Here is a 23,047-nt window from a genome sequence, read left to right as displayed (position 1 = left end):
TCCCACCCTCGGGGCGGCGGGGCGGGCGGCCAGGGCGATCGGGCGGGGCGATCCCGTCACGGGCATGGAGATCTGAGCGCCCGCGCGCTATCGATGCCCCATGACGGACAACGCTCGACGCGGCCTGCCCGCGCCACCGCCCCTCGGCGCCGCCGCCCTGCCCCCGGGTACGTACGCGGGGCAGGTGGTCCTCGTGACCGGCGGCGGCACCGGCTTGGGCCGGGCCATCGCCACCGAGTTCGCCCGACTCGGCGCCGACGTGGTCATCGCCGGTCGGCGCGCGGAGCAACTGAAGACCGCGTGCGAGGAGTTGGCGGCCGTGCCCGGCGCGGGCCGGGTGACGGCCGCCGTCTGCGACATCCGGGACCCGGAGCGGGTCGCGGCCGTCTTCGACGCGGCCGAGGCCTCCCTCGGGCTGCCGGACGTGCTGGTGAACAACGCGGCGGCCAACTTCCCCTCACCGGCCGAGGACCTGTCGCCGAACGCCTGGCGCGCGGTGGTGGACATCACCCTGACCGGCACCTGGTTCATGACCCGGGAGTTCGCCCGCCGCCACCTCGCGGCGGGCACCCCCGGCTCGATCGTGAACATCGGCGCCTCGTACGCCTGGACCGGCGGCCCCGGCTTCGCCCACAGCGCGGCGGCCAAGGCCGGAGTGAAGAGCCTGGTGGAGACGCTCGCCGTGGAGTGGGGCCCCTACGGCATCCAGGTCAACGGCCTGGTCCCGGGGCTCTTCCCGCACTCCGACATGAGCGACGACATCCGGGGCGGCCTGGAGCGGGCCGCCCCCGCCGCCGACACCCAGGGACTGCGCCAGCCCGCCCTCAGGGTGGGCGAGCCCCGCGAACTGGGCTGGGCCGCCACCTTCCTGGCCTCGCCCTACGCCCGCTTCGTCACCGGCCACATGCTGGTCGTGGACGGGGCCAACTGGCAACGCCGGACCCTGGTCCAACCCGAGACGATCCCCTTGCGCGAACAACTGGGCCGGGGCCCGTTCGGCTCGTGAGGCGTTGTCAGTGGGGGCCGGCAGGGTGGGTCGGGTGACTCTCGCCGAACTGACTTTCGAGCACTGGCGTTCACTCGCCCTCGCCGACGCCGAACGCCTCGCCGCCGAGGCCGCCCTGCGGGTGGGCGGCCGGGTGACGCTGGTGGACACCGTCGAGCACCTGGGCGGGCCCCTGCACCGGGTGCGGATCGAGCGGGAGGGAACGGAGTTCGCCCTGGTGCCCGGCGGGACGGTCCGGCTGGGTTTCGATCCGGACGCCTGGCGCCCGACGCCCGAGCAGGAGGCCGACTACGCGGACTCCCTGAGCCAGGGGTTCGGCTTCGGGCCCGACCTCAGGGCCCACCTGACGGCGGAGTTGAGCCCGGTGCGGACCGTCACCCTGGCCACGGTGCTGATGGCGGTGGAGGACGAGGAGGCGACCGCGCCGCCCGAGGAGATGCCGACGGTACTGGCCGGGCGCGGGCTGCGCATGCCCCGCGCCGACGAGTGGGAGCACGCCTGCGGAGCCGGGACGCGCACCCTGTTCCGCTGGGGCGACACGTGCCCGCTGGACGAGGACCCGTACGGCACGGGCGGGATCCGCCACGAGCCGAACGCCTTCGGCCTGCACATCGCCTACGACAGCTACCGGTGCGAGCTGAGCGCGGAGGGCATCGCCCTGCACGGCGGGGACGGGGGCGCCGGGGTCTGTGGGGGCTACGGCTCCGTGTTGGCGTGGCTGCCCCTGGCCTCGGCCTACCGGGGCCACCCGAAGGCGGTCGAGGCCCTGTACGCGGAGGCGGAGGACATCGGGGACTGCTTCTCGGTCCGGCCCGTGATCACGCTCCCCTGAAGCGGGGTTCCCTGCGGGCGGCCTTGGCGCCGTATCCCTCGCGGGAGTCCTCGGAGGTGAGGGTGAGGGCCGCGGTCATGGCGACCTTGTCGAGGGCGGCGGGGAGGGCCGCGTCCGCGTAGGAGTCGACGGCCCGTTTGATGCCCTGGACGGCGAGGGGGGCGTTCGCGGCGATCTCGGCCGCCAGCGCGCGGGCGGTGGCGTCCAGGTCGGCCCCGGGGACGACGAGTTGGACCAGGTGGAGGCGTTCGGCGGTGGCGGAGTCGATCCTGCGGCCGGTCAGGGCGAGGAACTTGGCCCAACCGGCCCCCGCCTCGCGGGCGATGCGCAGGTCCCCGCCCGCGTCGACCGCGACCCCGAGCCGCGCCTCGGGCAGGGCGAAGACGGCGTCCTCGGCGGCGATCCTGATGTCGGCCATCAGGGCCAGCTCGAAGCCGAAGCCCAGGCAGTAGCCCTGGACGGCGGCGATGACGGGCTGGGGCAGACGGGAGAGCACGGCGAAGCGTTCGTGGACCCACCGGATGCCCTCGTAGTAGTTCCGGGTCCGTTCGGCCGCCGACTCCCCGGTGATGGCGCCACCGGGGGCGCTCACGTCGATGCCCGCGCAGAAGGCCCGCCCCTCCGCGCGCAGCAGGACGGCGCGCACGGAGGGGTCGAAGCGGATCCGATCGGCGAGCAGGCCGAGTTGGCGGGTGGACTCCCAGCTCCAGCCGTTGAGCTGGTCCGGTCGGCAGAGGGTGAGGAGCGCGAGCCCGTCCTCGACCTCCAGCCGGATGCGTTCCTCGCCCTCGCCGATCCCGTTGGAGACAGTGTCGATCACGGTGTACCGCACCCCCGAGGTCATCTGATGGAACGTCAGATTAGGGGGACGCGGTCAGCGGGGGAAGACCTCGAACGGCACGGCCGGCCGGCCGCCGAAGCGCGCGGCCGCCTGCTGGGCATTGCCCGTGAGGAAGGTCCGTACGTACTCCTCGGGGTCCTGGTCGGTCAGCACCTCGATGTACGCCTTGTGCTCCAGCAGGGACTTGACCGACCGCTCCAGGCCGGGGCCGGCGTCGGCCGCGTGGGTGGGGGTGGAGGAGCCCGCCACCGCCACCCAGCGCACCCCGCTCCAGGGCTCCAGCCCCTGCTCGGAGATCAGCTCGGGGAAGATCCACCGGTTGCCCGCGTCCGCCGCCGCGTCCAGGGTGGCCCGCCCGACGGCCCGGTGGTCGGGGGTGTTCCAGTAGCCACCGCCACCGGCGCCGCCCCAGGTGTCGCGGTGGTTGAGGGTGATGACCAGTTCGGGGCGGTGGCGGCGGACCGCCGCGGCGATGTCGCGGCGCAGGTCGAGGCCGTACTCGACGACCCCGTCGTGGTGGTCGAGGAACTCGACGGTGGAGACCCCGACCACGGCGGCGCTCGCGCGCTGCTCGGCCTCGCGCAGCGGGGCGCAGTCGGCGGGAGCGATGCTGTCGATGCCGGCCTCGCCCCGGGTGGCGAGGACGTAGACCACCTCGCGGCCCCCGTCGACCCAGTCGGCGATCGCCGCGGCGCAGCCGTACTCCAGGTCGTCGGGGTGCGCGACGACGGCGAGGGCGCGCTGCCAGTCGGTGGGCATCGGCTGCAAGGGGCTCGGCTGATCCACTCGTTCGGTCATGATCGCCACTCTAGGTCGTCGGTCCCACGGCGACCCGGCCACTCGGCCGGTCAGCGGTCCCGCGACGCCACTCGGCCGGTCAGCGGTCCCGCGAGGCCACTCGGCCGGCCGCCGGTCCCGCGATGACCGGCCGCGCGAGGACCCGCTACTCGGCGATCAGGGCGAGCAGCCGGTCCAGGACGCGGGGGCCGCCCGCGCGGACGCCGTCGTGTTCGAACTCGTCCGTCACCCAGGTGCGCAGGCCCCGGATCGCGCGGGCGGTGCGCAGCGAGTGCGCGGTGTCCACGTACATGTCGTCGTGGTAGACGGCCGCCGCCACCGGAACCTCGTTCGCGGCGAGCCGCGCCGGGTCGTAGAGGGGCTGCCACCCGGTGTGCGACGCCAGCAGTTCCGCGGTCTCGCGCAGGGGGGCCAGGGCCGGGTCGGTGGTGAAGTGCCAGGGGTGGATGCTCTCGCCGCTGAAGAGCAGCGGGTCCTCGCCCTTGAGGGTCAGGGCGGCGTCGAAGGCGGGGTGCGCGGCGCGGACCCGTTCGGCGGCCCAGCCGGTGGGGGTGGACGGGTCCTGGGCGTAGATCGCCTCGTGGAGGAGGGCGTAGAGGGGGTGCCCGGCGAAGGAGAGCTGGGCGTGGACGTTCTCCAGGAAGGCGTCGGAGAGGGCGGGACCGGCCGGGGTCGGGACGAAGGCGTCCTCCAGGAGGTAGTGCAGCTGGTGGCTGCCGTCCGCGACGCCGAGCAGCACCCCGAGGGACTGGAAGCCCTCGACCGTGAGCCGTTGGCCGCCCCGGAGTTCGGCCGGGCGTTCGGCGAGGTGGGCGGCGATGCGGCGGGCGCGGTCGACGTCCATCGGGTAGCGGGCGTAGTGGGCGGAGTTCTTCCGCTCGATGCGCGGGTACGCCGCCTCGTACACCTCGTCGGCGCCGGCGTCGAGGGAGGGCAGCCCTCCGGTGATCAGGGCGGCGGCCAGGCCCTCGGGCGCGGCGCCGAGGTAGTGGGTGGCGCAGAAGCCGCCGAAGCTCTGGCCGAGTACGGTCCAGGGGGCTCCCCCGGTGAGCGCCGGGCGGATGGCCTCGGCGTCGCGGACGATGGAGTCGCTCCGGAAGTGCGTGAGGTACGCGGCCTGTTCGGCGGGGGCGCCGCGCAGCGGCAGGCTCTGTCGGCCGGCCGGGGTGGAGCGGCCGGTGCCGCGCTGGTCGAGGAGGAGCACCCGGTAATCGGCCAGGGCCCGACCCAGCCAGGCCTGCCGCCCGACGAACCGCCGGGCCCCGAAACCGGGGCCGCCCTCCAGGTAGAGCAGCCAGGGCAGCTTCTCGGGGTCCTTGCCGGCGGCCACCACCTCGCGGGCGTACAACTCGATGGACTCGCCGTCGGGGCGGTCGTGGTCGAGCGGCACGGTGAAGTGGTGGTCGGTCAGGACGACACCGGGCTGGCGGTAGCGGTGGGCGGCGGTCACGGACGGCCCCTGGGGTGCTGGGTACGGATCCCGCGCCCCTGCGTCCCCCGCCGGATCGCGGCGGGGGAAGGGGACACGGGCTGCGGTCGCCGCCGAGTCTACGAAAACCCCCGGGCCGGGGGCAGGCCCCCCACGGGGCGCCGGGCGCGACCCGCCGGCGGGGGCCCGGGGCCGTGGAGGGCCCCGAGCCGCACATCGGGGGCACACGGGCCGCCCGCCGAAGCCGTCGCCGAAGCGGCCTACGGAGGTGTCAGCCGAGCCGTCGGCGGGTCAGAACTCGACCACCGAGCGGAGGACCTCGCCGCGCTCCATGCGGGCGAAGGCCTCCTCGACCCCGTCCAGCGGGATCGTCTCCGAGACGAACGCGTCGAGGTCGAGCCGGCCCTGGAGGTACAGGTCGATCAGGAGGGGGAAGTCCCGCTCGGGCAGGCAGTCCCCGTACCAGGAGGACTTGAGGGCGCCACCGCGCCCGAAGACGTCCAGCAGCGGGAGTTCGAGCTTCATCTCCGGGGTGGGGACGCCGACCAGGACCACGGTGCCCGCCAGGTCGCGGGCGTAGAAGGCCTGGCGGTAGGTCTCGGGGCGGCCGACGGCGTCGATGACCACGTCCGCGCCGTTGCCCCCGGTCAGCGCCTGGACGGCCTTGACCACGTCCTCGGTGCGGCCGTTGACGGTGTGGGTGGCCCCCAGGCCGCGCGCCCACTCCAGCTTCCGGTCGTCCAGGTCCACGGCGATGATCCGCGAGGCGCCGGCGAGCCGGGCTCCGGCGACGGCCGCGTTGCCCACTCCCCCGCAGCCGATGACGGCGACCGAGTCCCCGCGCCCCACGTTGCCGGTGTTGATGGCGGCGCCGAGGCCCGCCATCACCCCGCAGCCGAGGAGTCCGGCGGCGGCCGGCGAGGCGGCCGGGTCGACCTTGGTGCACTGCCCGGCGGCGACCAGGGTCTTCTCCGCGAAGGCCCCGATGCCCAGCGCCGGGGACAATGGGGTGCCGTCCTCCAGGGTCATCGACTGGGTCGCGTTGTGCGTGTTGAAGCAGTACCAGGGGCGGCCGCGCTTGCAGGCCCGACACGTACCGCACACCGCACGCCAGTTGAGGACCACGAAGTCGCCGGGGGCCACCGAGGTGACGTCCGGTCCGACGGATTCCACGATCCCGGCGGCCTCGTGGCCGAGGAGGAAGGGGAACTCGTCGTTGATGCCGCCCTCGCGGTAGTGCAGGTCGGTGTGACAGACCCCGCAGGCCTGGACCTTCACCAGGGCCTCGCCGGGCCCCGGGTCGGGCACGAGGATCGTGGTGGTCTCCACCGGTGCGCCCTTGCTCCGCGCGATGACGCCTCGTACGCGATGTGTCACGTCGTACCCCGCTCTGGTCGTTCGGTCTGGATCATCGAACGTACACGGACGGCGCCACCGAGGGGAGCCGCGTCACTCCATGGAGCGCGGGGCGGCCAGTTCCGGCGGTACGGAGGCGCGGAGCGCGAGGACGAGGGCGGCCACGGCGGGGTGGGCGTCGGCCCCGCTGCGGTACGCGATCAGCGTGCGCCGTTCCATGCGCAGCCGGCTCAGCGCGACGGCCGGGTCGAGGGGGCCCGTGATGCCGAGTTGCGGGACCACGGCCACTCCCTGGCCGGCCGCGACCAGGGCGAGCACGGTGGCGAACTCGTCGACCTGGTGCCGGATCCGGGGGATGAACCCGGCCGCCCGACAGGCCCGTACGGCCATGGCGTGGCAGAGGGTGCCGGAGGTGGCGGTGATCCAAGGTGTGTCGCGATGCGTACGGAGGACCGTGTCCTGGTCGGGGTCGGCGCCAGGGCCCGGAGCGGCAGCGGAGCCGGAGTCCGGCGGCGCCTCCGGGACGGAGAGCCGGGGGGACGCGGGGGCGGGCTCGGCCAGGTACATCGCCTCCCCGTAGAGCGGCAGCGCGGTCAGACCGGGCTCGGGCGGCACGGGCACGAGGTCGTACGCGTGGACCAGGGCCACGTCCAGGTCCCCGGCGCGCAGGGCGTGCGCGACCGCCGCCGGGTCGGTCTCGCGGACCATGGGCTCCAGCCCGGGATGGCGGCGGGCCAGCCGGACCAGGGCCGCCGGGACGATGGCCCGCGTGGCGGTGGGGAAGGCCCCGATCCGCAGGGCTCCTGCCGGCCCGCCGCGCGCCTCGGCGAGGTCGGCGTCGGCCTGTTCCAGCCGCTCCAGCACGGCGTCGGCGTGCCCGACGAGGTGCAGGCCGGCCGGGGTGAGGCGGACGCGGCGGCCGGTGCGCTCCAGTAGGGGCAGGCCGGCCTCGCGTTCGAGGACGGCGAGCTGTTGGGAGACGGCGGAGGGGCTGAAGGCGAGGGCTTCGGCCACGGCGGCGATGGTGCCCCGGCGGGCGAGTTCGCGCAGTAGGCGCAGGCGGCGTACGTCGAGCATCGGCTCAGCTTACGGTTCGGGTAAGAAACGTGAGCTGGATCCGATGGTCGGGGCGGGCCAAGCTCGTCCCATGCGACAGGACACGAACGACACGGCGCCGGCCATCACGGCGCCGACAACGACCACGGTGACGACCACTGCGGCGACCGCACCGGCACCGGCGACGACCACGACGACCGCACCGGCACCGGCACCGGCACCGGCACCGGTGGTGCTCTACGGGATCCACGTCCCGCTCGTCACCCCCTTCGACCGGACCGGGGCCGTGGCCGCCGAGGCGCTGGAGGGGCTCGCGCACGGGGTGCTGGACGCGGGTGCGGCGGGGATCGTGGCCCTGGGCACCACCGCCGAGACGGCGACCCTGGAGGAGTCCGAGCGCGATCTGGTCACCGAGGTCTGCGCCCGGGTCTGTCGGGAGCGGGGGGCGCCGCTCGCGGTGGGGGCCGGTGCGAGCGGAACCCGGGCGAGCGAGGCCTCGCTCGCCCGACTGGCGCGGTGGCCGGAGGTGACGGCGGCGCTGGTGCCGGCGCCGGCCTTCGTGCGGCCCTCGGCGGCGGGTGTCCTCGCCCACTTCACCCGGCTTTCGGCGGTGAGCCCGGTACCGCTGGTCGTCTACCACGTCCCGTACCGGACCGGGCAGCCGCTGGACGCGGAGGCGCTTCGGGCGCTCGGGGCCCTGGCCGGGGTGGTCGGGGTCAAGTACGCGGGCGGCGGGATCGACCAGGAGACGGTGGCGCTGCTCGGCGAGCTGCCGGACGGGTTCGCGGTGCTGGCCGGGGACGACGCGTTCCTGTCGCCGCTGCTGGCGCTCGGTGCCTCCGGCGGGATCCTGGCGTCGGCGCACTTCGCGACGGAGCGGTTCGTGGAACTCGACGCCGCCTGGCGGGCCGGCGACGTACCGCGCGCCCGCACCCTGGGCCACGCACTGGCCCGGCTGTCGGCGACGGTCTTCGCGGAGCCCAACCCCGTGGTGGTGAAGGGGCTCCTGCACGCCCAGGGGCGGATCCCCACCCCCGACGTCCGGCTCCCGCTGCTGCCCGGGTCCCGTTCCGCGGTGGAGGTCGCGGAGGCCGCCCTCAAGGAGTTGGCCGGAATCTGACCGTTGACGGGCCGCGCACCGCCCGTGATCGAATCGGGCCCATGGGGATGCGGGTGGAAGAGGGACGGGAAGCACCGGAGGGGCACCCCGGGGAGCGGCGGTCGCGGCTGCGCCGGTGGGCCGCCCACGAAGGGCGCTGGATGAGGTCCCTCGGCCTGTGGGTCGCCCGCCGCCGGGACGGGGTGGGGCGGGGGGACACGGCCGTCGGTTACGCCCGCGCCCAGGCGCCGACCTCGTACGGGCTCGTGTTCGTCTTCGCCGTGGAGACGGTCGGGGTGTCCTTCCTGCTCGCCCCGTACCCCGTCGCACACCTGGTGATGTTGCCGCCGGGCCTCTACACGGTGTTCCTGGTGCTCGGGCTGCACGCCGCGGCGGTCACACGGCCGCACGTGGTGGGGCCCGGCGGGGTACGCGTGCGCCACCGGGCCTCGCTCGACCTGCGGATACCGCTGGAACTGATCGCGCGCGTCGCCGTCGACGTCCGCTTTCCCGACGCGAACCGGTCCGAGGATGGGGTCCTGGACGTGGCGGTCGCCTCCCAGACCTCCCTCACCCTGACCCTGGTCCGGCCGGTGACGGCGGTGAGCCTGTGGGGCGAGCGCAGGCGGGTGCGGACCGTACGCTGCCACGCCGACGACCCGCGGGCCGCGGTGGCGGCGATCAGGGCGCTGCTGCCGGCCGTTCAGTAGCCCGATCCGCGCCGGAAACCGTCCCGGATGGGCGATTCGCCGCCATCGGGCGCCTCGCCCCAATCCACCGCACGGGGCGGTGAATTGCCCGGATTGCGCGGGGCGGCCCCAAACCCCTCCGGGCCCATGATGTGAGTCACACCCGCCCCGTCAACATCATTTCCCCGACGTACCCCATTCCCTTTCTCCGGAAAGGGAATCCGGGTTTTCCGAGAGAAACTTTCAAGGTCATTGCGCGGCCCGATCGAGAGAAGTCGATCTCCTCTCCGAAATTCCATCTTGTTCGGGAACCGGAGCCTCGCCTACGGTCACCTCACTCCCAGCGGCCGACTGCCGAATCCGGCCGCCGCCGGGGCTCTCCCGTACCCGCACGTGAGGAATAGCGCCATGCCCGGACTGGGTAAGCACCGTCGGCCGAAGCAGCACCCGATCGCCCGCAGACTCGCACTCGCCGGCACCGGCGGGGCGGCCTTGGCCCTCCCCCTGATCAGCGCGAACACGGCCGGAGCGGCCGTCCTCCAGGCGACCACCCTGCCCGCCGCGCAGGCCGCCACCGCACTGCCGGCCGTCGCGGAGAAGGCCACCGTCGAAAAGGCCGCCGCGACCCTGACCTATTCCGTGGTCGGTGGCGACACCCTTTCGAAGATCGCGTCCGAGCACGCGGTCAGCGGTGGCTGGCAGGCCCTCTACCAGTCCAACCGGAACTCCATCGGCGGCGACCCGTCCGTCATCCACCCCGGGTTGAGGCTCAGCCTGGGCACCGGCGCGAAAGCCGCCGCCGCGAGGGCCACGGCGGTTCAGGCCACCGCGGTGCAGGCCACGACAACGGCCACGACCGCGAAGACCGCCACCGTGGCGGCAGCTCCCGCGCAGACGTACTCCAACAATCTCGACGGATGGATCCGCGAGTCCCTGGACGTCATGGCCCGGCATGGAATTCCCGGCACCTACAACGGAATTCACCGCAATGTGATGCGGGAGTCCTCCGGAAATCCCCTCGCCATCAACAACTGGGACTCCAACGCGGCGGCCGGAATCCCCTCCAAGGGGCTGCTCCAGGTCATCGACCCGACCTTCCGGACCTACCACGTGCCCGGTACCCCGATGGACTCCTACGACCCGGTCGCCAACATCACGGCCGCCTGCAACTACGCCGCCTCGCGCTACGGCTCCATCGACAACGTCAACGGCGCGTACTGATCCCGCCGGCCACCGGTCAGAGCCAGCCCTGGCGGCGGGCGGCACGGACGGCCTCCATGCGGTTGCGGGTGCCGGTCTTGCCGATCGCCGCCGAGAGGTAGTTCCGTACGGTCGACTCGGACAGGAACAACTTCGCCGCGATGTCCGCCACCGTCGCCCCGTCCACCGCCGCGTTCAGGACGTCGACCTCGCGCGGGGTGAGCGGGTTCGGGCCGGCGCCGAGGGCCGCGGCCGCGAGGGCGGGGTCGATCACCGTCTCCCCCGCGAGCACGCGCCGTACGGCGGCGGCCAGTTCCTCCACCGGGCCGTCCTTCACCAGGAACCCGGCGGCCCCCGCCTCCATCGCGCGGCGCAGGTAGCCGGGGCGGCCGAAGGTGGTCAGGATCAGCACGCGGCAGTCGGGCAGCCGCCCGCGCAGCTCGGCCGCGGCGTCGAGGCCGCTGAGGCCCGGAAGTTCGATGTCGAGGAGGGCCACATCAGGTCGGGCGTCGAGCGCGGCCGGCAGGATCTCGTCGCCCGCGGCGACCTGCGCCACGACCTCGATGTCCTCCTCCAGCCCCAGCAGCAGGGCGAGCGCGCCCCGCATCATCCGCTGGTCCTCCGCCAGCAGCACCCTGATCATCGGCCCTCCTCGTCCTCTCCCCCGACCGGCTCCACCGGCACCGGGAGTTCCGCCGTGACCCGGAACCCGCCGCCGGGAACCGGGCCGCTGCTCAGGGTGCCGCCCGCCGCGGCGAGACGTTCGCCGAGGCCGGTCAGCCCGCTTCCCGGCGTGGCCGAGCCTACGCCGCTCCCGTCGTCGGTGACCGTCAGCCGGGCCCGCCCGTCCGAGCTGCGCAGCTCGATCTCGCAGGTGGCGGCGCCGCTGTGGCGCAGGGTGTTGGTGGCGGCCTCGCGGACCACCCAGCCCAGCAGGGCCGCCTCCCGCGGTGGCAGCGGGGGGCCGGACTGGCGTACGAGGGGCTCGACGCCGGCGGCCGTGAGCGCCCCGCGGGCCCGGTCGAGCTCGGCGGCGAGGCTGGCCTCGCGGTAGCCGGTGACGGCCTCCCGGATCTCGGTGAGCGCCTGCCGTCCGACGGTCTCGATGTCCGCGATCTGCTCCAGGGCCGCGTCGATGTCACGGGGTGCGATCCTGCGGGCCGCCTCCGACTTCACGACGATCACCGAGAGCGTGTGGCCCAACAGGTCGTGCAGGTCGCGGGAGAAGCGCAGCCGCTCCTGGTCCACGGCGGCCCGCGCCAGTTCCTGCCGGGTCCCGCGCAGTTCCGTCACCGTTTCGGACAGGGCCAGGATGGCCGCCGTGACCATGCCGGACAGGAAGGTCCCGTAGACGATGCCGAGGGCGTCCCAGCCCCCGCGGAAACCGGCGACTCCCCCGGCCACCGCGGTCAGGGCGAACATCACCGGCGCGAGCGCCCGGCCGCGGACCACGGCTCCGGTGGCGAGGCCGAGGAGGGGGAAGAAGTAGAGCCAGGCACCTCCGTACGCGAGGGCGAGCGCGCAGGTGACCACGCCCATCGCGACCAGGCCCCACCGGGTACTCGCTGCCTCCCGCGTGGACCGGACGAAGGCGCGGAACACCACGCTGATGTAGAGGGAGTTGAAGACGAGCAGGCCCACCGCGCCGACCCAGGGGTTGGGCGTCTCGCCGTGGAGCAGGTTGGCGACGGCTCCCAGGCCGAGCAGCAGCCAGGGCAGGAGGGTGAAGCCGGTGGGCGGGCCCATCGGGCCCCGTCCGTGATCGGGGGCCCCGTCGCACTCCTGGCGGAACCGTCCCCCGCGCCGCCGCGCCGCCCCGCGGGCGGACCGTTCGGCCTTCCCCCGGCCCGTCCCCGGCGTGGCCGTGCCCGTCTTCCCGTCGTCGCTCATGTCCGCTCCCCGCCGCTCGTTTCCCATGGCTCCCACGGTAGGAAGGGCGGCGGCCCCGGCGGCAGATCCGGGCGTACGCGCCGCGCCGGTACGAATGTCACGGCCCGCGCCGTCACCGCCTCCGGGGGCGCTGGGCGCGGGCCCTGAGCAGGGTGCGCAGCGGGGCGGCGAGCCCGTAGCCGACGTCCTTGCGCAGGGCGCCCGCCCCGGCCCGTTCCACGGCGGTCAGTTGGTGCGCCATGAGTTCGGTCATGGCCGCGACCACGGGGCGCAGCCCGGGCGCCGTCAGGTCCGGGACGTCCTCGGCGGCGGCCAGCGCGGTACGGGCCCGCGCGCACTCGGCGGCCAGGAGGTCCCGCACGGCGGGAGTGTCCCGGCCCTGTTCGAGGTCGGTGCGGGTGACCCCGTGGGCGGCGAGGTGGGCGCGCGGCAGGCAGAGCCGGCCGTCGGCGAGGTCCCCGCAGAGGTCGGCGAGGAAGTCGACGCGCTGGGCGGCGTCCACGAACCGGCGCCAGGCCGCCGCCTGTTCCTCGTCCGGTCCGCCCTGGTACTGGAGGCCGTTGAAGGCGACGACCCCCGGCCAGGCGTAGGCGTCCAGGTAGGCCTGGAATCCGGCCTCGTCGGCGAACCCGTCGAAGCCGGCCTCGGCGGTGGCGGCGCCCTCCAGGAACCGGGTGATCCAGTGCGCCGGGAGTTCCCGGGTGCGGACGGCGTGGGCGTAGGCGCGCAGCAGCGGGTCGGGGCCGTCCTTGGAGTCCAGGGCGCCCCGTACGCGGTCGCCCAGTGCGGCGAGCCCGGCGGCGCGCTGCTCCGGGGTGCCGGTCTCGGCGGTGTCGTCGACCAGGTTCATGAAGGCGAGCCCGGCGGTGAGCCAGGGCACCAGGGCCGGATCGGCGAGCAGGCGCAGGGTGACGTACGGGGCCGGTTCCCGGCGCAGGACCCGACGGGCAGTGTCAGTGTGGGCTTCCCGGAGCCCGGGGTCGGATATTCCGGCCCGGGTGAGGGTGGTGCGCCAGCTGGGCATGGTGCCGTGCTCCTCGGATCGCGTCGTGACCGTCCCGTACGTCCGCCCGCGCACGCCTACGCACGCGTGGGCGGGCGGGCGGTTCGTACGGGTACACGATGTCAGGAACGGTAGATCTTCTTGACCTTGCCGTCGGTTCCGGCCAGGACGTAGCCGCCCTGGCCGTACGCGTCGCTGAGGTAGGGGCGCATGCAGGGGGTCTGGTCCATCATCCAGGGCTCGACGATGACGTAGCGCGAGGTGGGCTGCGGGACGCCCAGGTCGCGGGCGGCCTGCTCCAACAGGCCGGGCAGGGCGTCCCAGTTGACGCCGGCCATGTCGATGAGCGGCTCGCCGTCCTTGACAGTGCCGTCGGGTCCGGTGCGCTTGGCGCTCCCGTCCCGGTACTGCCAGGCGTCGACGGTGCGCGCTCCGGGGGCGGTGGGGATCGAGGCGAGGAGGTAGCCGTCGTAGATCCGCAGGTCGACGAAGGTGGTGGTGCCGGCGCGTTCCTTGAGGGCCGCGAGCGCCGTGCGGATGTTCGCCGGGGTGAGGAGGCTGCCCTTCGGGGCGGCTGCGCCGGTCGCCGCGCTCGGTGAGGCGCTGGTACGGGGGCCCAACGGCGGGGCGGCCGGGCCGGATCCGGAGGCCGAGGCGCCGGGGGTGACGGGAGCGACCGTGCGGGCGCCGGACTTGGCGTCGGTGTCCTTTCCGGTGTCCCCCGGGAGCCACTGGACGATGCCGAAGATCCCGCCGGCCAGGGCCGCGGCCAGCAGTACGGCGGGCAGGGCGCGCCGGCGGGGCCGGGCGGGCGGCTGTGTCAGGGGGACGGTGCCGACCGCGTAGGGGCCGGACGCGGGGGCGGGTGTGGGCGCCGGCCCCGTGACGGGGCTCGGGGGGCCGAACAGCCCCAGGGGCGCGGCCGGCCCGGCGGGGGCCGGAGGCCCGGCCGCGAGTGCGGCGCTCGCGTTCCGGAGCAGTGCTTCCAGGGCCGCGCCGTCGGGCCGCGCCGCCGGGTCCCGTACGAGCAGCCGTTCCAGGACCGGGCCCAGCGGGCCGGAGCGGACCGGAGCCGGGATGGGCTCGTCGAGGACGGCGGCCATGGTGGCCAGGGTGGTGGCCCGGCGCAGGGGGTGGGTGCCCTCGGAGGCCACATACAGCATCATCCCCAGCGACCACAGGTCCGAGGCGGCGAGCCCCTCCACGGCGCGCACCCGCTCGGGCGCGATGTACTCGGGCGAGCCGATGAGCACCCCGGTGGAGGTGAGCGCGCTGGACCCGTGGAGGGCGGCGATGCCGAAGTCCGTGAGGACGGCCCCGCCGCCGGGGCGCAGCAGGACGTTGGCCGGTTTCACGTCCCGGTGGAGCACGCCCTCGGCGTGCGCCGCCCGGAGCGCGGACAGTACGTCGAGACCGAGCGCGATGGCCTCCGCGACGGGCATCGGGCCGGCGTCGAGGCGGTCGTCGAGGGAGCCGCCCTTGACCAGCTCCATCACGATCCACGGGTGGCCGTCGGTGCCCGGCGCGGGCTCCACGATGTGGTGGATGGTCACCACGTTGGGGTGGGCGAGGCGGGCCAGGGCCCGGGCCTCGCGCACCGCCCGTTCGCGCAGTTGGACGGTCAGCCCGGGCTGGGCGGCGGCGGTGGCGGGGTCCGGCGGGCGCACCTCCTTGAGGGCGACCTCGCGGTGCAGGGCGATGTCGCGGGCGCGCCACACCGTGCCCATGCCGCCGGCGCCCAGGGGGCCGATCAGTTCGAAACGGCCGTCGACAAGCCGTCTGCCGGCCTCGCTCGTGTCCATGGGCCGACATCGTAGGCGGCGGTGGCGTCAGCAGCGCCGGCGGTCCACCGTCACCGTGCCCTGTGCGGTGGCCACCGTACGGTCGTAACAGCCGGAGCCCGGTTCGGCCCCGTACAGGCGGTAGCGGGCGGTGGTGGCGGCGACCGCGTGCCGCTGCTCGCGCGGGACGTTCGCCGTGTAGGTGGCGTCGCCCGTGTACGTGTCGTCCAGGTGCGTGCGGCCCCTCTCGCGGCCCGCGTGCGAGGTGACGGTGTCGGCGCGGTCCCCGAGCGAGAGGACGGTCCGCAGCCGGTCTCCGGCGCCGAGGGTGGTGGCGCCGTTCATGGTGTGGGCGCGGCTGGTGAGGGTGGTGTCGACGCCCCGCGTGACGCTCTCCTCGTCGCTCCAGGAGGCGTCGAGGGCGTCGAGGGCCTCCCCTTCGGTCCAGCGGTGGGCGGAGGTGTTGCGCACGGAGCGGGCCACGGTGGTGGTGACCCGGCCGTGGGAGGTGTCGAGGTGTCCGGCGACGGTGAGCCGGTGGCCGCCCTCGGTGTCGAGGCGGTGCTCGGCGCCGGGGGTGCCGGGCGGGGTCCAGCGGCTGGAGGCGGTGGGCGCCTCCTCCTCGTGGCGGGTCAGGGCGCCGGTGACGACCTGCCGACCGTGGTCCTGCCAGAGCAGCAGGTTCGTCGGGGTGCTCCAGCCGCTCTGCCCGGCCGGGACGCCCGCGACGGACACCTCGACGCGGTGCGGGCGGCCGTCGTTGAAGAGGGCGGCGAAGGGAGTGAGGTCGTACTGGATCGGCTGGACGTCGAAGGCGCGCGGGCCGGGGGTCACGTACCAGAGGAACGGGTTGGACCAGCCGCCGGTCCAGACCGTCGGGAAGGGCGCGGCGATGCCCGCGAGCCGCCCGTCCACGGAGACGCGGACCTCGCGGTAGGGGCCGTCGGCGGCCTTGCAGGAGTAGGGGGCGGCGTCGGGGACGGTCAGGTACCAGTACTCCTCGCAGCCTCCGCCCGAGCCGGTGGCGTACACCTCGGCCAGGAGGCGCTCGGTGTTGCGGGGGGTGGTGACGGTGGGAGTCGTGAGCGGGAGGACAAGGTCGGGGGTGGCGGCCGGGCCGGTGCGGCCTTCGGCGGCGTAGAAGGTGAGGGTGACGGTGACGTCGATGACCCCGGTGTAGGTGTCGTCGACCACGTTGCCGATGAGCATCTCGACGGACTGCGGGCGGGCGAGGGCGTCCCGGTAGCGGGTGACGTCCTTCTCGACGGACCAGGCGATGCCGTCGGGCGAGGGCTCCGGGGTGGAGGTGCGCAGGATCTCGACGCCGCCGAGGGTGAGGTTGCCCAGGCGGTCGTACTGGCGCCCCTTGACCTTGCCGTCGAGGCGCAGCACCACCTTGGCCCAGCCGCGGTCGGAGCCGCAGCCGGTGGGCGGGGTGTAGGTGCCCCGGTAGGGGGTGTAGTCCCGGAACCGCGCCTCGGCGAGGGTGACCCGGCAGGAGCGGGTGGCGGGGCGGGAGACGGGCGGGCCCGGCGTGAGCGGGTCGTGCCAGTCGGTGCCGAACTCGGTGGGCGGGGCGGGGTCGGCCGTCGCGGGGGCGACCTCGCGGATGGTGGTGGTGGCCGTCGCGGTGCCCGTGGCGAGGGTGGCTGCGGCGAGGGTGAGCGCGCCGAGCAGCCCCATGATCCGGTGTCGTCTCATGGGCCCGCAGTGAAACCCGTCGGGGCGCGCCCGCGCCAGGGGCGGTGGTGCGCGGGTGGCGGAAAACGCCCGGTGCGGGACCCCGGCCGGCGCCGGGCCGGTCCCGGGCCGAGGCAGGTACCGGGGCCGGGGCCGGGGCCGGGGCCGAGGCCGCTCCGGTGTCAGGCGCGGGCGGGCAGGACCACGATCCCGTCGTCGTCCACGTGGACGGTGTCGCCCGGGCTGAAGGTGATCCCGCCGATGGTGACGGGCTCGTCGACCGCTCCCGCGCCGGTCTTGCCGCTCTTGCGGGGGCAGGTGCCCAGCGCCTGCACCCCGAGGTCGAGCCCGCCGAGGGCGACGCTGTCGCGGACCGCCCCGTTGATGATCAGCCCGGCCCAGCCGGAGCGCACGGCGGCCCCGGCGATGAGGTCGCCGACGAGCGCGGTGCGCAGGGAGCCACCGCCGTCGACGACGAGGACGGCTCCGTCACCGGGGGTGTGGAGCAGCTGGCGCAGCAGCGAGTTGTCCTCGTGGCAGCGGACGGTGCGCACGGGCCCGGCGTAGAGGGCGCGACCGCCGATCCGCCGGAAGGGGGTCGCGCAGATGGCGAGGGCCTCACCGTGCTCGTCGTAGAGGTCGGCGGTGGGAACGGGGGTGACGCTCATGTGGTTGGGGGCTCCTCGCAGCTCGTACGTCGCGCCGTGCGGGGCCCACCCTAAGGGCTGTCCCGTGGGCGTCAGTTCCGGGAGTTGCCGAAGAGGATGCGGTAGCCGACGAGGAGGACCAGGGAGCCGGCGATGGCGGAGCCCCAGGTGGCGAGGTCGAAGAACTGGGTGTCGATGGGGCGGTCCAGGAACTTCGCGGAGAGCCAGCCGCCGAGGAAGGCACCCGCGACGCCTATGAGGATGGTGCCGATGAAGCCGCCGGGGTCCCGGCCGGGCAGCAGGACCTTGGCGATGCCTCCGGCCAGGAGGCCGAGGATGATCCAGCCGATGATGCCCATGGTCGTTCACTCCCGCTCGTCGATGTGCGTCTACACGGGGGAGGACGCGAGCGGAGGCCCGTTGGTTCTCCCGGGCCGCGTGAGCGGGGGCGCTCGTCAGCGGGAGCGCGGGCGCGAGCGGACGAGCAGGGCGGCGACGGTGACGGCGGTGGCGATCGTGCGGGCGCCCGCCGCGAACCCGCCGCGGGAGCGGTAGGACAGCAGGGAGCGGGTGGAGCAGGCGGAGAAGGCCGACCCGACGCTCAGCCAGGAGGCGGCGGATCCGAGCGAGAGCGTCGAACCGATCGAGCCGACGGACAGCACGCTGCCGATCGAGCCGACGGAGAGCACGGAGCCCACCGACCCGATCGACAGCACGGAGTTCTTGGACCACAGCGAGAGGTACGAGCGGTCGGTCGTCATGTCGTCAGGCTGCCACATGCCGGACGGGTACGGGGCTCTCCGCGGTGGCGGACCGCACCGGCGCGGCGGCGGGCTCGGGCCCGGCGTGGGCCGTGGCGTCGGGAGCGGTGCGGGTCAGGAGCAGGACGCCCCGGGTCGCGGCGAGCGCCCCGGTCACGGCGAGGAGGATGCCCAGGGCGCCGCCCTGGAGCCGCTCGCCGAGCAGGATCATGCCGATGGCGGCGGCGGCCAGCGGGTTGGCCAGGTTGACCACGGCGAGCGGGGCACCGAGGCCGCCCCGGTAGGCCCGCTGCGAGAGCAGCATCCCGCCGACGGCGAAGACCACCACGAGCAGGGCCACCCCCACGACGCGGACGCTGAGCAGGGCGCCGCCCCGGCCGCCCGCCACGGCCACGGTCTGCGTCAGGGCGGAGGCCACGGCGGAGGCCAGCCCGGAGGCGGTGGCGTGCCGCAGGCCGGAGCGGGGGTCCTTGCGGGCGGTGAGCAGCAGGATCGCGGCGGCGGTGGCCCCGGAGACGGCGAGGGCCTCGGCCAGGGTGAGGGTGTCGTCGGGGGCCGGCCCGGAGGCGGGGATCAGCAGCAGCCCGAGGCCGACGACGGTGGCGAGGGTGCCCCGCCACTCGGTGGTCGCGACCCGGCGGCCGGCGCCGTGCGCGCCCAGCGGGACGGCGGCGACGAGGGTGAGGGCGCCCAGCGGCTGGACCAGGGTGAGCGGTCCGTAGCGCAGGGCGGCCGCGTGCAGCAGCGCGGCGCCGGCGTTGAGTCCGGCCGACCACCACCAGGCGCTGTTGCCGAACAGGGCGGAGGCGGTGCGGGCGGAGGAGGTGCGGGCGAGCCGCTCCTGGGCGACGGCCCCGGCCGCGTAGGTCGCGGCGGAGGCGACGCAGAGCAGGAGGGCGAGGACGGTGGCGTTCACCGTCCGGCTCCCGAGACGGCGACCGGCAGGGGCGCGGAGGACACGGCGGCCACGACCGGCACGTTGGCCATGGCCGACGCAGCGGCCACGACCGGCGCGGCGGCCGTGCCCGGCACGGCGGCCTCGGTGGCCGCGCCCGGCGGGCCGGCGGCGGTCGGCGCCGAAGCGGGCGCGGGGCGCGCGCTCGGGCCCCGGACCGCGCTCGGGCGGGCGCCCGGCACGTTGCCCGCGACCGGAGCGGTGGCCCGGGTGACGATCGGGCGCGGAACGACCAGGAGGGCGGCGCCCAGCAGCGCGGTGGCCACGATCGCGTCGAGCCAGTAGTGGTTGGCGGTGCCGACGACCACGAGCAGGGTCACCAGGGGGTGCATCAGCCACAGGACCCGCCACCGCGACCGGGTCGCGGCGATCATGCCGAGGGCCAGCATCAGCGCCCAGCCGAAGTGCAGCGAGGGCATCGCGGCGAACTGGTTGGCCATGGTGTCGGTGGCCGGGGCGGCTCCGTAGACGGTGGGCCCGTAGACCTGACCGGTGTCGATCAGGTGCGCGGCGTCCAGCATCCGCGGGGGTGCCAGCGGGTAGGACAGGTGGATGGCGAGGGCGGCGCCGGTGAGGACGGCGAGCACCCGTCGGGTCCACAGGTAGTGACGGGGGCGGCGCAGGTAGAGCCAGACGAGGAAGAGCACGGTCGCCGGGAAGTGCACGGCCGCGTAGTAGGTGTTCGCGGTGTGCACCAGGGCGTCGGAGTGCAGCATGAGCCTCTGGACGGCGCCCTCGCCGGGCAGGTGCAGCGCGCGTTCGGCGTCCCAGACGTGGCCCGCGTTGCGGAAGGCCTCGTCGGTGCGGCCCGTCGAGAGCATCCGGCCCGTCTTGTAGACGGCGAACAGTCCCGCGACGAGCAGCAGCTCGCGTATGAGCCGGCGCCGCGCGTCCTTCTTCCCGGCGGAGGCGGGCTCGCCGGTGGTGGTGTGGGAGGTCATCCCCCGGTCTCACTTCTTTTGGTACTGCGGTTTCGGGCGGTCCACTGCGGCGGCTGCGTCGCGCCGGATCACCCCGATCGACACGCCAGTGTATCGATACATTGGCGTATCGATACGCTGGTGTACCGATACGGTTCCGTAGCCGTACACTCGGATGTACACGGACCGGATGGAACCGCGCTGGAGCCCCGCGAGGAGAGCCGTACCCCATGACGTCAACGCCGCAGGTCACCGCGCGCCGCTCCAAGATCACACCGGAGCGCGAGCGGGAGTTCTACGACGCCGTCCTGGAGCAGTTGCGCGAGCACGGGTACGAGGCCCTGACCATGGAGGGCGTCGCCGCTCGGGCCAGTTGCGGGAAGTCCACGCTGTACCGGCAGTGGAAGACCAAGCCGCAGCTGGTGGCCGCCGCCCTGCGGGCGTCCCGCAGCGACCGGACCCTGGCCAGCGTGGACACCGGCACCCTGGTGGGCGACCTGCGCGAGGCCGCCCGGATCGCGGCCTGCACCTCGGGAAGCGACACCCGACTGAGCCAGGCGCTCGGACACGCGGTGCTCAGCGACGAGGAGCTCCAGGGCGCCCTGCGCGAGGCGCTGGTGGAGCCGGAGCTGGCCGCCTTCGACACGATCGTGGCGCGGGCGGTGGAGCGGGGCGAGATCGCCGCGAACCATCCGGCCGTGGAGTTCCTGCCCGCGCAGCTGATGGGCGTCCTACGGATCCGCCCGGTGCTGGAAGGACGGTACGCGGACGCCGACTACCTGGTCAGGTTCGTCGACGCGGCCCTGTTGCCCGCCCTGGGCATCACGCCAGAGACGCCCTAGCCGGTCCCACCCGGCCCTCGGCTCTCCGAGCCCCCCATACCGGTGGGCCGTCGTCCACGATGACCGGACGACGACCCGCCCGCGCTGCCTCGTGGGGACGGCGGCAGCGCGCCACCCGGACGGGTCGGCGGCCACTCCCGAGCAGGGTGACCGCCGGCCCGTCCGTTCGGCTTCCCGGGTCCGTACGTACGGCTTGCCGGGTCCATGCGTACGGCTTGCCGGGTCCGTTCGTTCGGCTTCCGGGCAGTCGGTCGGGCGGCGGTGCGGGAATCAGCCGCGCGCGGCGCCCATGACCCGGACGTACTCCTGCGCGTCCACGCCGAACCCGTGCGGGCGCGCGTCCAGCGACCACACGCCCTCGGCGTCCCGGACGAACTCCGCGACCGTGGCGGCGGTCGAGTCCGCGACCTCGGCGAAGTTCCCCGTGGCCAGCTCGTTGTAGCCCTCGCGGATCCGCAGCCCGGTGCCCGCCACCCCGGCGAACGTCCGGGCGCCGTGGCCCGCGGAGGGCCCGCCGTCCTGGATCACCACGCCCACCACCACGCGGCCCAGCTCGGAGGCCAGCCGGTCCAGTTCCAGGACCATCACCTCGTCGAAGCCGAGCCCCTGGCCGGTGCGGCTGTCACGGGTGAGGGTGATGGTGCCGTCGGGGGCCCGGCTGCCGAAGTGGACGAGGTAGACGGGCTCCCCGTAGGGGTCCGCACCGGCGTACACCGCGGCCAGTATGTCCAGGTCGTTGGCGGGTGTGCCGGACGGGCTGGGGTCCCACCGCAGCGCTATCTCCACCTTGGCCAGGCTCTTGCGTACTCCGCTCACCGAACTCCCCCTCCGCCGGGCCACTTTGGTCCGTGACGCCCCGACATGCTGTCACGGCTCGGTGATCAAGGGGGGAACCACCGTACGTTCCCGGCCAGTTCGGAGCCGTCGGGTCGGCCGGCGGTGTCGACCCGTACGGCCCCCCGCCAGGTCGGCGGGGGGCCGCCGCGCTACCAGTCCCCGTCCTGGACGGCGTCGCCGGGACGCGGAGCGTTGCCGAGCGGCTTGACCTGGCCCGGCGCCGGTGTCACCCAGGGGCTGTGGTCGTCGCCGAGCCAGTCCCCGACCGGCTTGACCTGCTCCAGGGGTCCGGCGGCGGGGAGGTCCGTGCCGTCCTCGTCATAGTGGTCGAACCAGGGCAGGCCCGCCTTGGTGTAGGCGGCCCGGTCCACGGGGGACGGGGGCGCGTCCTCGCCGGTGATCCGCCGCCACTCCGGCGGGGTCACCAGGTGGACGAAGACCCGCGCGGCCGGCCGGTCGGCCCACCGCGAGAGGCCCCGGTCGTCGCGGTAGACCTCCTGGCGCATCGCGCCGCCCGCACCGAGGCCCATCACCGGGGACGGCGCGGGGACGGCCGGGCCCCTGCCCGCGGGGGCCGCGCCGGGAGCGGCTGCCGCCATCGGCGCCGGAAGGGGCCCACCGAAGCCGGCGGGCGCGGGCGGGGCTCCGTACCCTCCCGGCGCGGAGCCCGGAGCGGCGGGGAAGGGCCCTCCCCCGGGAGCGGACGGGCCCGCGGCGCGGGGTCGCATGCGGTTCGCCCGCTCGACCTCCCGCCACCGGCGCAGTTCCTCCTCTTCGAGGGGGAACGCCTGGAGCTGCACCCCGCCGGTGGTCTCCTCGCCGGTGACCTGACCTTCGACGGTGGCCCCGAGGCCGAGCGGTACGGCGACGAACTGGCGCACCGTGCCGGCGCCCGAGTTGATGCCGTCCAGCCAGGGCTGGCGCGGGAGGACCACGTAGTTCTGCGGCCCCCGCGCCAACCGGCCGGTCCAGCGGTCGCCCGAGACCGCGCACACCTTGCCCACCCCGACCTGGAGCGCGGTGGGCTCGGCCGATCCGGCGAAGCTGAGCCACATGGCCTCGCGCAGGTACACCGGCAGCATCACCCCGCCCTTGGCCCGCCACTCCGGCGGCACGGTGTCCGGGTAGTCCTCGACCCGGCGCAGCGGGAACTCACCCAAACCCGGCGGGAGGGCGTGCGTACCCGACTCAGGGAGGCGCAATGTCCGGATGAACCTGATCTGCGCCCCGTCGCCCAACAGCAGCGCGTTCCCCTGGACCCTTGCCCCGCCCGTCACTTCAGCCGTCACCCTGCCCCCGCCCCTTCTCCCGCCGCGGGGCCTTCCCGCCGCAGGATCTCCGGCCGCGCCGGATCGTTATGCTCAAGTTTTCCTCAGAAGTAGTGACGATATGCCCGCCACCTTCCTAGCTTCCTGGTACACGCGT

The 23,047-nt window shown here is 74.7% G+C and carries 23 protein-coding genes; 6 read left to right on the top strand and 17 right to left on the bottom strand.

What is annotated here, in order from left to right:
• Positions 1–100 precede the first annotated feature (100 nt).
• Positions 101–1,006, top strand: a complete 906-nt coding sequence (locus ACIOD1_RS08100) for an SDR family oxidoreductase (protein WP_401900983.1) — start codon at positions 101–103, stop codon at positions 1,004–1,006.
• Positions 1,007–1,040: 34 nt separating this feature from the next.
• Positions 1,041–1,838, top strand: coding sequence for a hypothetical protein (locus tag ACIOD1_RS08095; protein WP_401900981.1), 798 nt, complete (start codon positions 1,041–1,043; stop codon positions 1,836–1,838).
• On the opposite strand, the gene ACIOD1_RS08090 is transcribed toward ACIOD1_RS08095, so the two are convergent.
• The 5 genes from ACIOD1_RS08090 to ACIOD1_RS08070 all read right to left on the bottom strand — a co-directional run bounded on the left by ACIOD1_RS08090 (position 1,825) and on the right by ACIOD1_RS08070 (position 7,339).
• Positions 1,825–2,658: an enoyl-CoA hydratase/isomerase family protein gene (locus ACIOD1_RS08090; protein ID WP_401900980.1), complete on the bottom strand. Its 834-nt coding sequence runs from the start codon at positions 2,656–2,658 to the stop codon at positions 1,825–1,827. The two genes, ACIOD1_RS08095 and ACIOD1_RS08090, sit on opposite strands and share 14 nt — an antisense overlap.
• A 54-nt stretch (positions 2,659–2,712) precedes the next feature.
• Complete coding sequence (locus ACIOD1_RS08085; protein ID WP_365617225.1) at positions 2,713–3,477, bottom strand: PIG-L deacetylase family protein; 765 nt, start codon at positions 3,475–3,477, stop codon at positions 2,713–2,715.
• Between the two features lie 145 nt (positions 3,478–3,622).
• The gene (locus tag ACIOD1_RS08080) at positions 3,623–4,927 is read right to left on the bottom strand and encodes an alpha/beta fold hydrolase (RefSeq protein ID WP_365617227.1); all 1,305 of its coding nucleotides are present in this window, start codon (positions 4,925–4,927) and stop codon (positions 3,623–3,625) included.
• Between the two features lie 270 nt (positions 4,928–5,197).
• Entirely contained in the window at positions 5,198–6,283 is a 1,086-nt protein-coding gene (locus ACIOD1_RS08075; protein WP_401900977.1) for an S-(hydroxymethyl)mycothiol dehydrogenase, read from the bottom strand.
• 72 nt (positions 6,284–6,355) lie between these two features.
• Entirely contained in the window at positions 6,356–7,339 is a 984-nt protein-coding gene (locus ACIOD1_RS08070; protein ID WP_401900976.1) for a LysR substrate-binding domain-containing protein, read from the bottom strand.
• A gap of 70 nt (positions 7,340–7,409) precedes the next feature.
• Here ACIOD1_RS08070 and ACIOD1_RS08065 point away from each other — a divergent pair, with 70 nt between their 5' ends.
• The 3 genes from ACIOD1_RS08065 to ACIOD1_RS08055 all read left to right on the top strand — a co-directional run bounded on the left by ACIOD1_RS08065 (position 7,410) and on the right by ACIOD1_RS08055 (position 10,327).
• The gene (locus ACIOD1_RS08065; protein WP_401900974.1) at positions 7,410–8,438 is read left to right on the top strand and encodes a dihydrodipicolinate synthase family protein; all 1,029 of its coding nucleotides are present in this window, start codon (positions 7,410–7,412) and stop codon (positions 8,436–8,438) included.
• 140 nt (positions 8,439–8,578) lie between these two features.
• A complete protein-coding gene (locus ACIOD1_RS08060) occupies positions 8,579–9,127 on the top strand; it encodes a hypothetical protein (RefSeq protein WP_401900971.1) in 549 nt (182 codons plus the stop codon).
• 387 nt (positions 9,128–9,514) lie between these two features.
• A complete protein-coding gene (locus tag ACIOD1_RS08055) occupies positions 9,515–10,327 on the top strand; it encodes a LysM peptidoglycan-binding domain-containing protein (RefSeq protein ID WP_365617236.1) in 813 nt (270 codons plus the stop codon).
• A 16-nt stretch (positions 10,328–10,343) separates the two neighbouring features.
• On the opposite strand, the gene ACIOD1_RS08050 is transcribed toward ACIOD1_RS08055, so the two are convergent.
• The 10 genes from ACIOD1_RS08050 to ACIOD1_RS08005 form a co-directional block, all read right to left on the bottom strand.
• On the bottom strand, positions 10,344–10,949 hold the full coding sequence (locus ACIOD1_RS08050; protein ID WP_365617238.1) for a response regulator transcription factor: 606 nt from the start codon (positions 10,947–10,949) through the stop codon (positions 10,344–10,346).
• Positions 10,946–12,196 (bottom strand): sensor histidine kinase, encoded by a 1,251-nt coding sequence (locus tag ACIOD1_RS08045; RefSeq protein WP_401900967.1) that lies wholly within the window; start codon positions 12,194–12,196, stop codon positions 10,946–10,948. Before ACIOD1_RS08045 ends, ACIOD1_RS08050 begins: the two co-directional genes overlap by 4 nt.
• A gap of 112 nt (positions 12,197–12,308) precedes the next feature.
• Positions 12,309–13,220: a squalene/phytoene synthase family protein gene (locus tag ACIOD1_RS08040; RefSeq protein ID WP_401900964.1), complete on the bottom strand. Its 912-nt coding sequence runs from the start codon at positions 13,218–13,220 to the stop codon at positions 12,309–12,311.
• A 101-nt stretch (positions 13,221–13,321) separates the two neighbouring features.
• Positions 13,322–15,001: a protein kinase gene (locus ACIOD1_RS08035; RefSeq protein ID WP_401900962.1), complete on the bottom strand. Its 1,680-nt coding sequence runs from the start codon at positions 14,999–15,001 to the stop codon at positions 13,322–13,324.
• A 27-nt stretch (positions 15,002–15,028) separates the two neighbouring features.
• Positions 15,029–16,681 carry a peptide-N4-asparagine amidase gene (locus ACIOD1_RS08030; protein ID WP_401900960.1) on the bottom strand — a complete coding sequence of 551 codons (1,653 nt, stop codon included), beginning with the start codon at positions 16,679–16,681 and terminating at the stop codon, positions 15,029–15,031.
• 161 nt (positions 16,682–16,842) lie between these two features.
• The gene (gene rraA, locus ACIOD1_RS08025) at positions 16,843–17,328 is read right to left on the bottom strand and encodes a ribonuclease E activity regulator RraA (protein WP_401900957.1); all 486 of its coding nucleotides are present in this window, start codon (positions 17,326–17,328) and stop codon (positions 16,843–16,845) included.
• A 71-nt stretch (positions 17,329–17,399) separates the two neighbouring features.
• Positions 17,400–17,666, bottom strand: coding sequence for a GlsB/YeaQ/YmgE family stress response membrane protein (locus ACIOD1_RS08020; protein ID WP_365617248.1), 267 nt, complete (start codon positions 17,664–17,666; stop codon positions 17,400–17,402).
• A 96-nt stretch (positions 17,667–17,762) separates the two neighbouring features.
• Positions 17,763–18,068 carry a hypothetical protein gene (locus ACIOD1_RS08015; RefSeq protein ID WP_401900954.1) on the bottom strand — a complete coding sequence of 102 codons (306 nt, stop codon included), beginning with the start codon at positions 18,066–18,068 and terminating at the stop codon, positions 17,763–17,765.
• Between the two features lie 4 nt (positions 18,069–18,072).
• Complete coding sequence (locus ACIOD1_RS08010; protein WP_401900953.1) at positions 18,073–18,984, bottom strand: hypothetical protein; 912 nt, start codon at positions 18,982–18,984, stop codon at positions 18,073–18,075.
• Positions 18,981–19,964, bottom strand: a complete 984-nt coding sequence (locus ACIOD1_RS08005; protein WP_365617254.1) for a phosphatase PAP2 family protein — start codon at positions 19,962–19,964, stop codon at positions 18,981–18,983. Before ACIOD1_RS08005 ends, ACIOD1_RS08010 begins: the two co-directional genes overlap by 4 nt.
• Before the next feature lie 209 nt (positions 19,965–20,173).
• On the opposite strand from ACIOD1_RS08005, the gene ACIOD1_RS08000 reads away from it, so the two are divergent.
• The gene (locus ACIOD1_RS08000; RefSeq protein ID WP_365617256.1) at positions 20,174–20,785 is read left to right on the top strand and encodes a TetR/AcrR family transcriptional regulator; all 612 of its coding nucleotides are present in this window, start codon (positions 20,174–20,176) and stop codon (positions 20,783–20,785) included.
• Positions 20,786–21,055: 270 nt separating this feature from the next.
• Here ACIOD1_RS08000 and ACIOD1_RS07995 read toward each other — a convergent pair whose 3' ends face one another.
• Positions 21,056–21,601 (bottom strand): TerD family protein, encoded by a 546-nt coding sequence (locus ACIOD1_RS07995; protein ID WP_365617258.1) that lies wholly within the window; start codon positions 21,599–21,601, stop codon positions 21,056–21,058.
• Between the two features lie 170 nt (positions 21,602–21,771).
• Entirely contained in the window at positions 21,772–22,911 is a 1,140-nt protein-coding gene (locus tag ACIOD1_RS07990) for a hypothetical protein (RefSeq protein WP_401900950.1), read from the bottom strand.
• Positions 22,912–23,047: the final 136 nt, after the last annotated feature.

It is taken from the genome of Streptomyces sp. NPDC088097 (assembly GCF_044741845.1).
Lineage (GTDB): Bacteria > Actinomycetota > Actinomycetes > Streptomycetales > Streptomycetaceae > Streptomyces.
The sequence above is the reverse complement of the archived record's forward strand: the minus strand, read 5'-3'. Positions and strand labels throughout refer to the sequence as shown.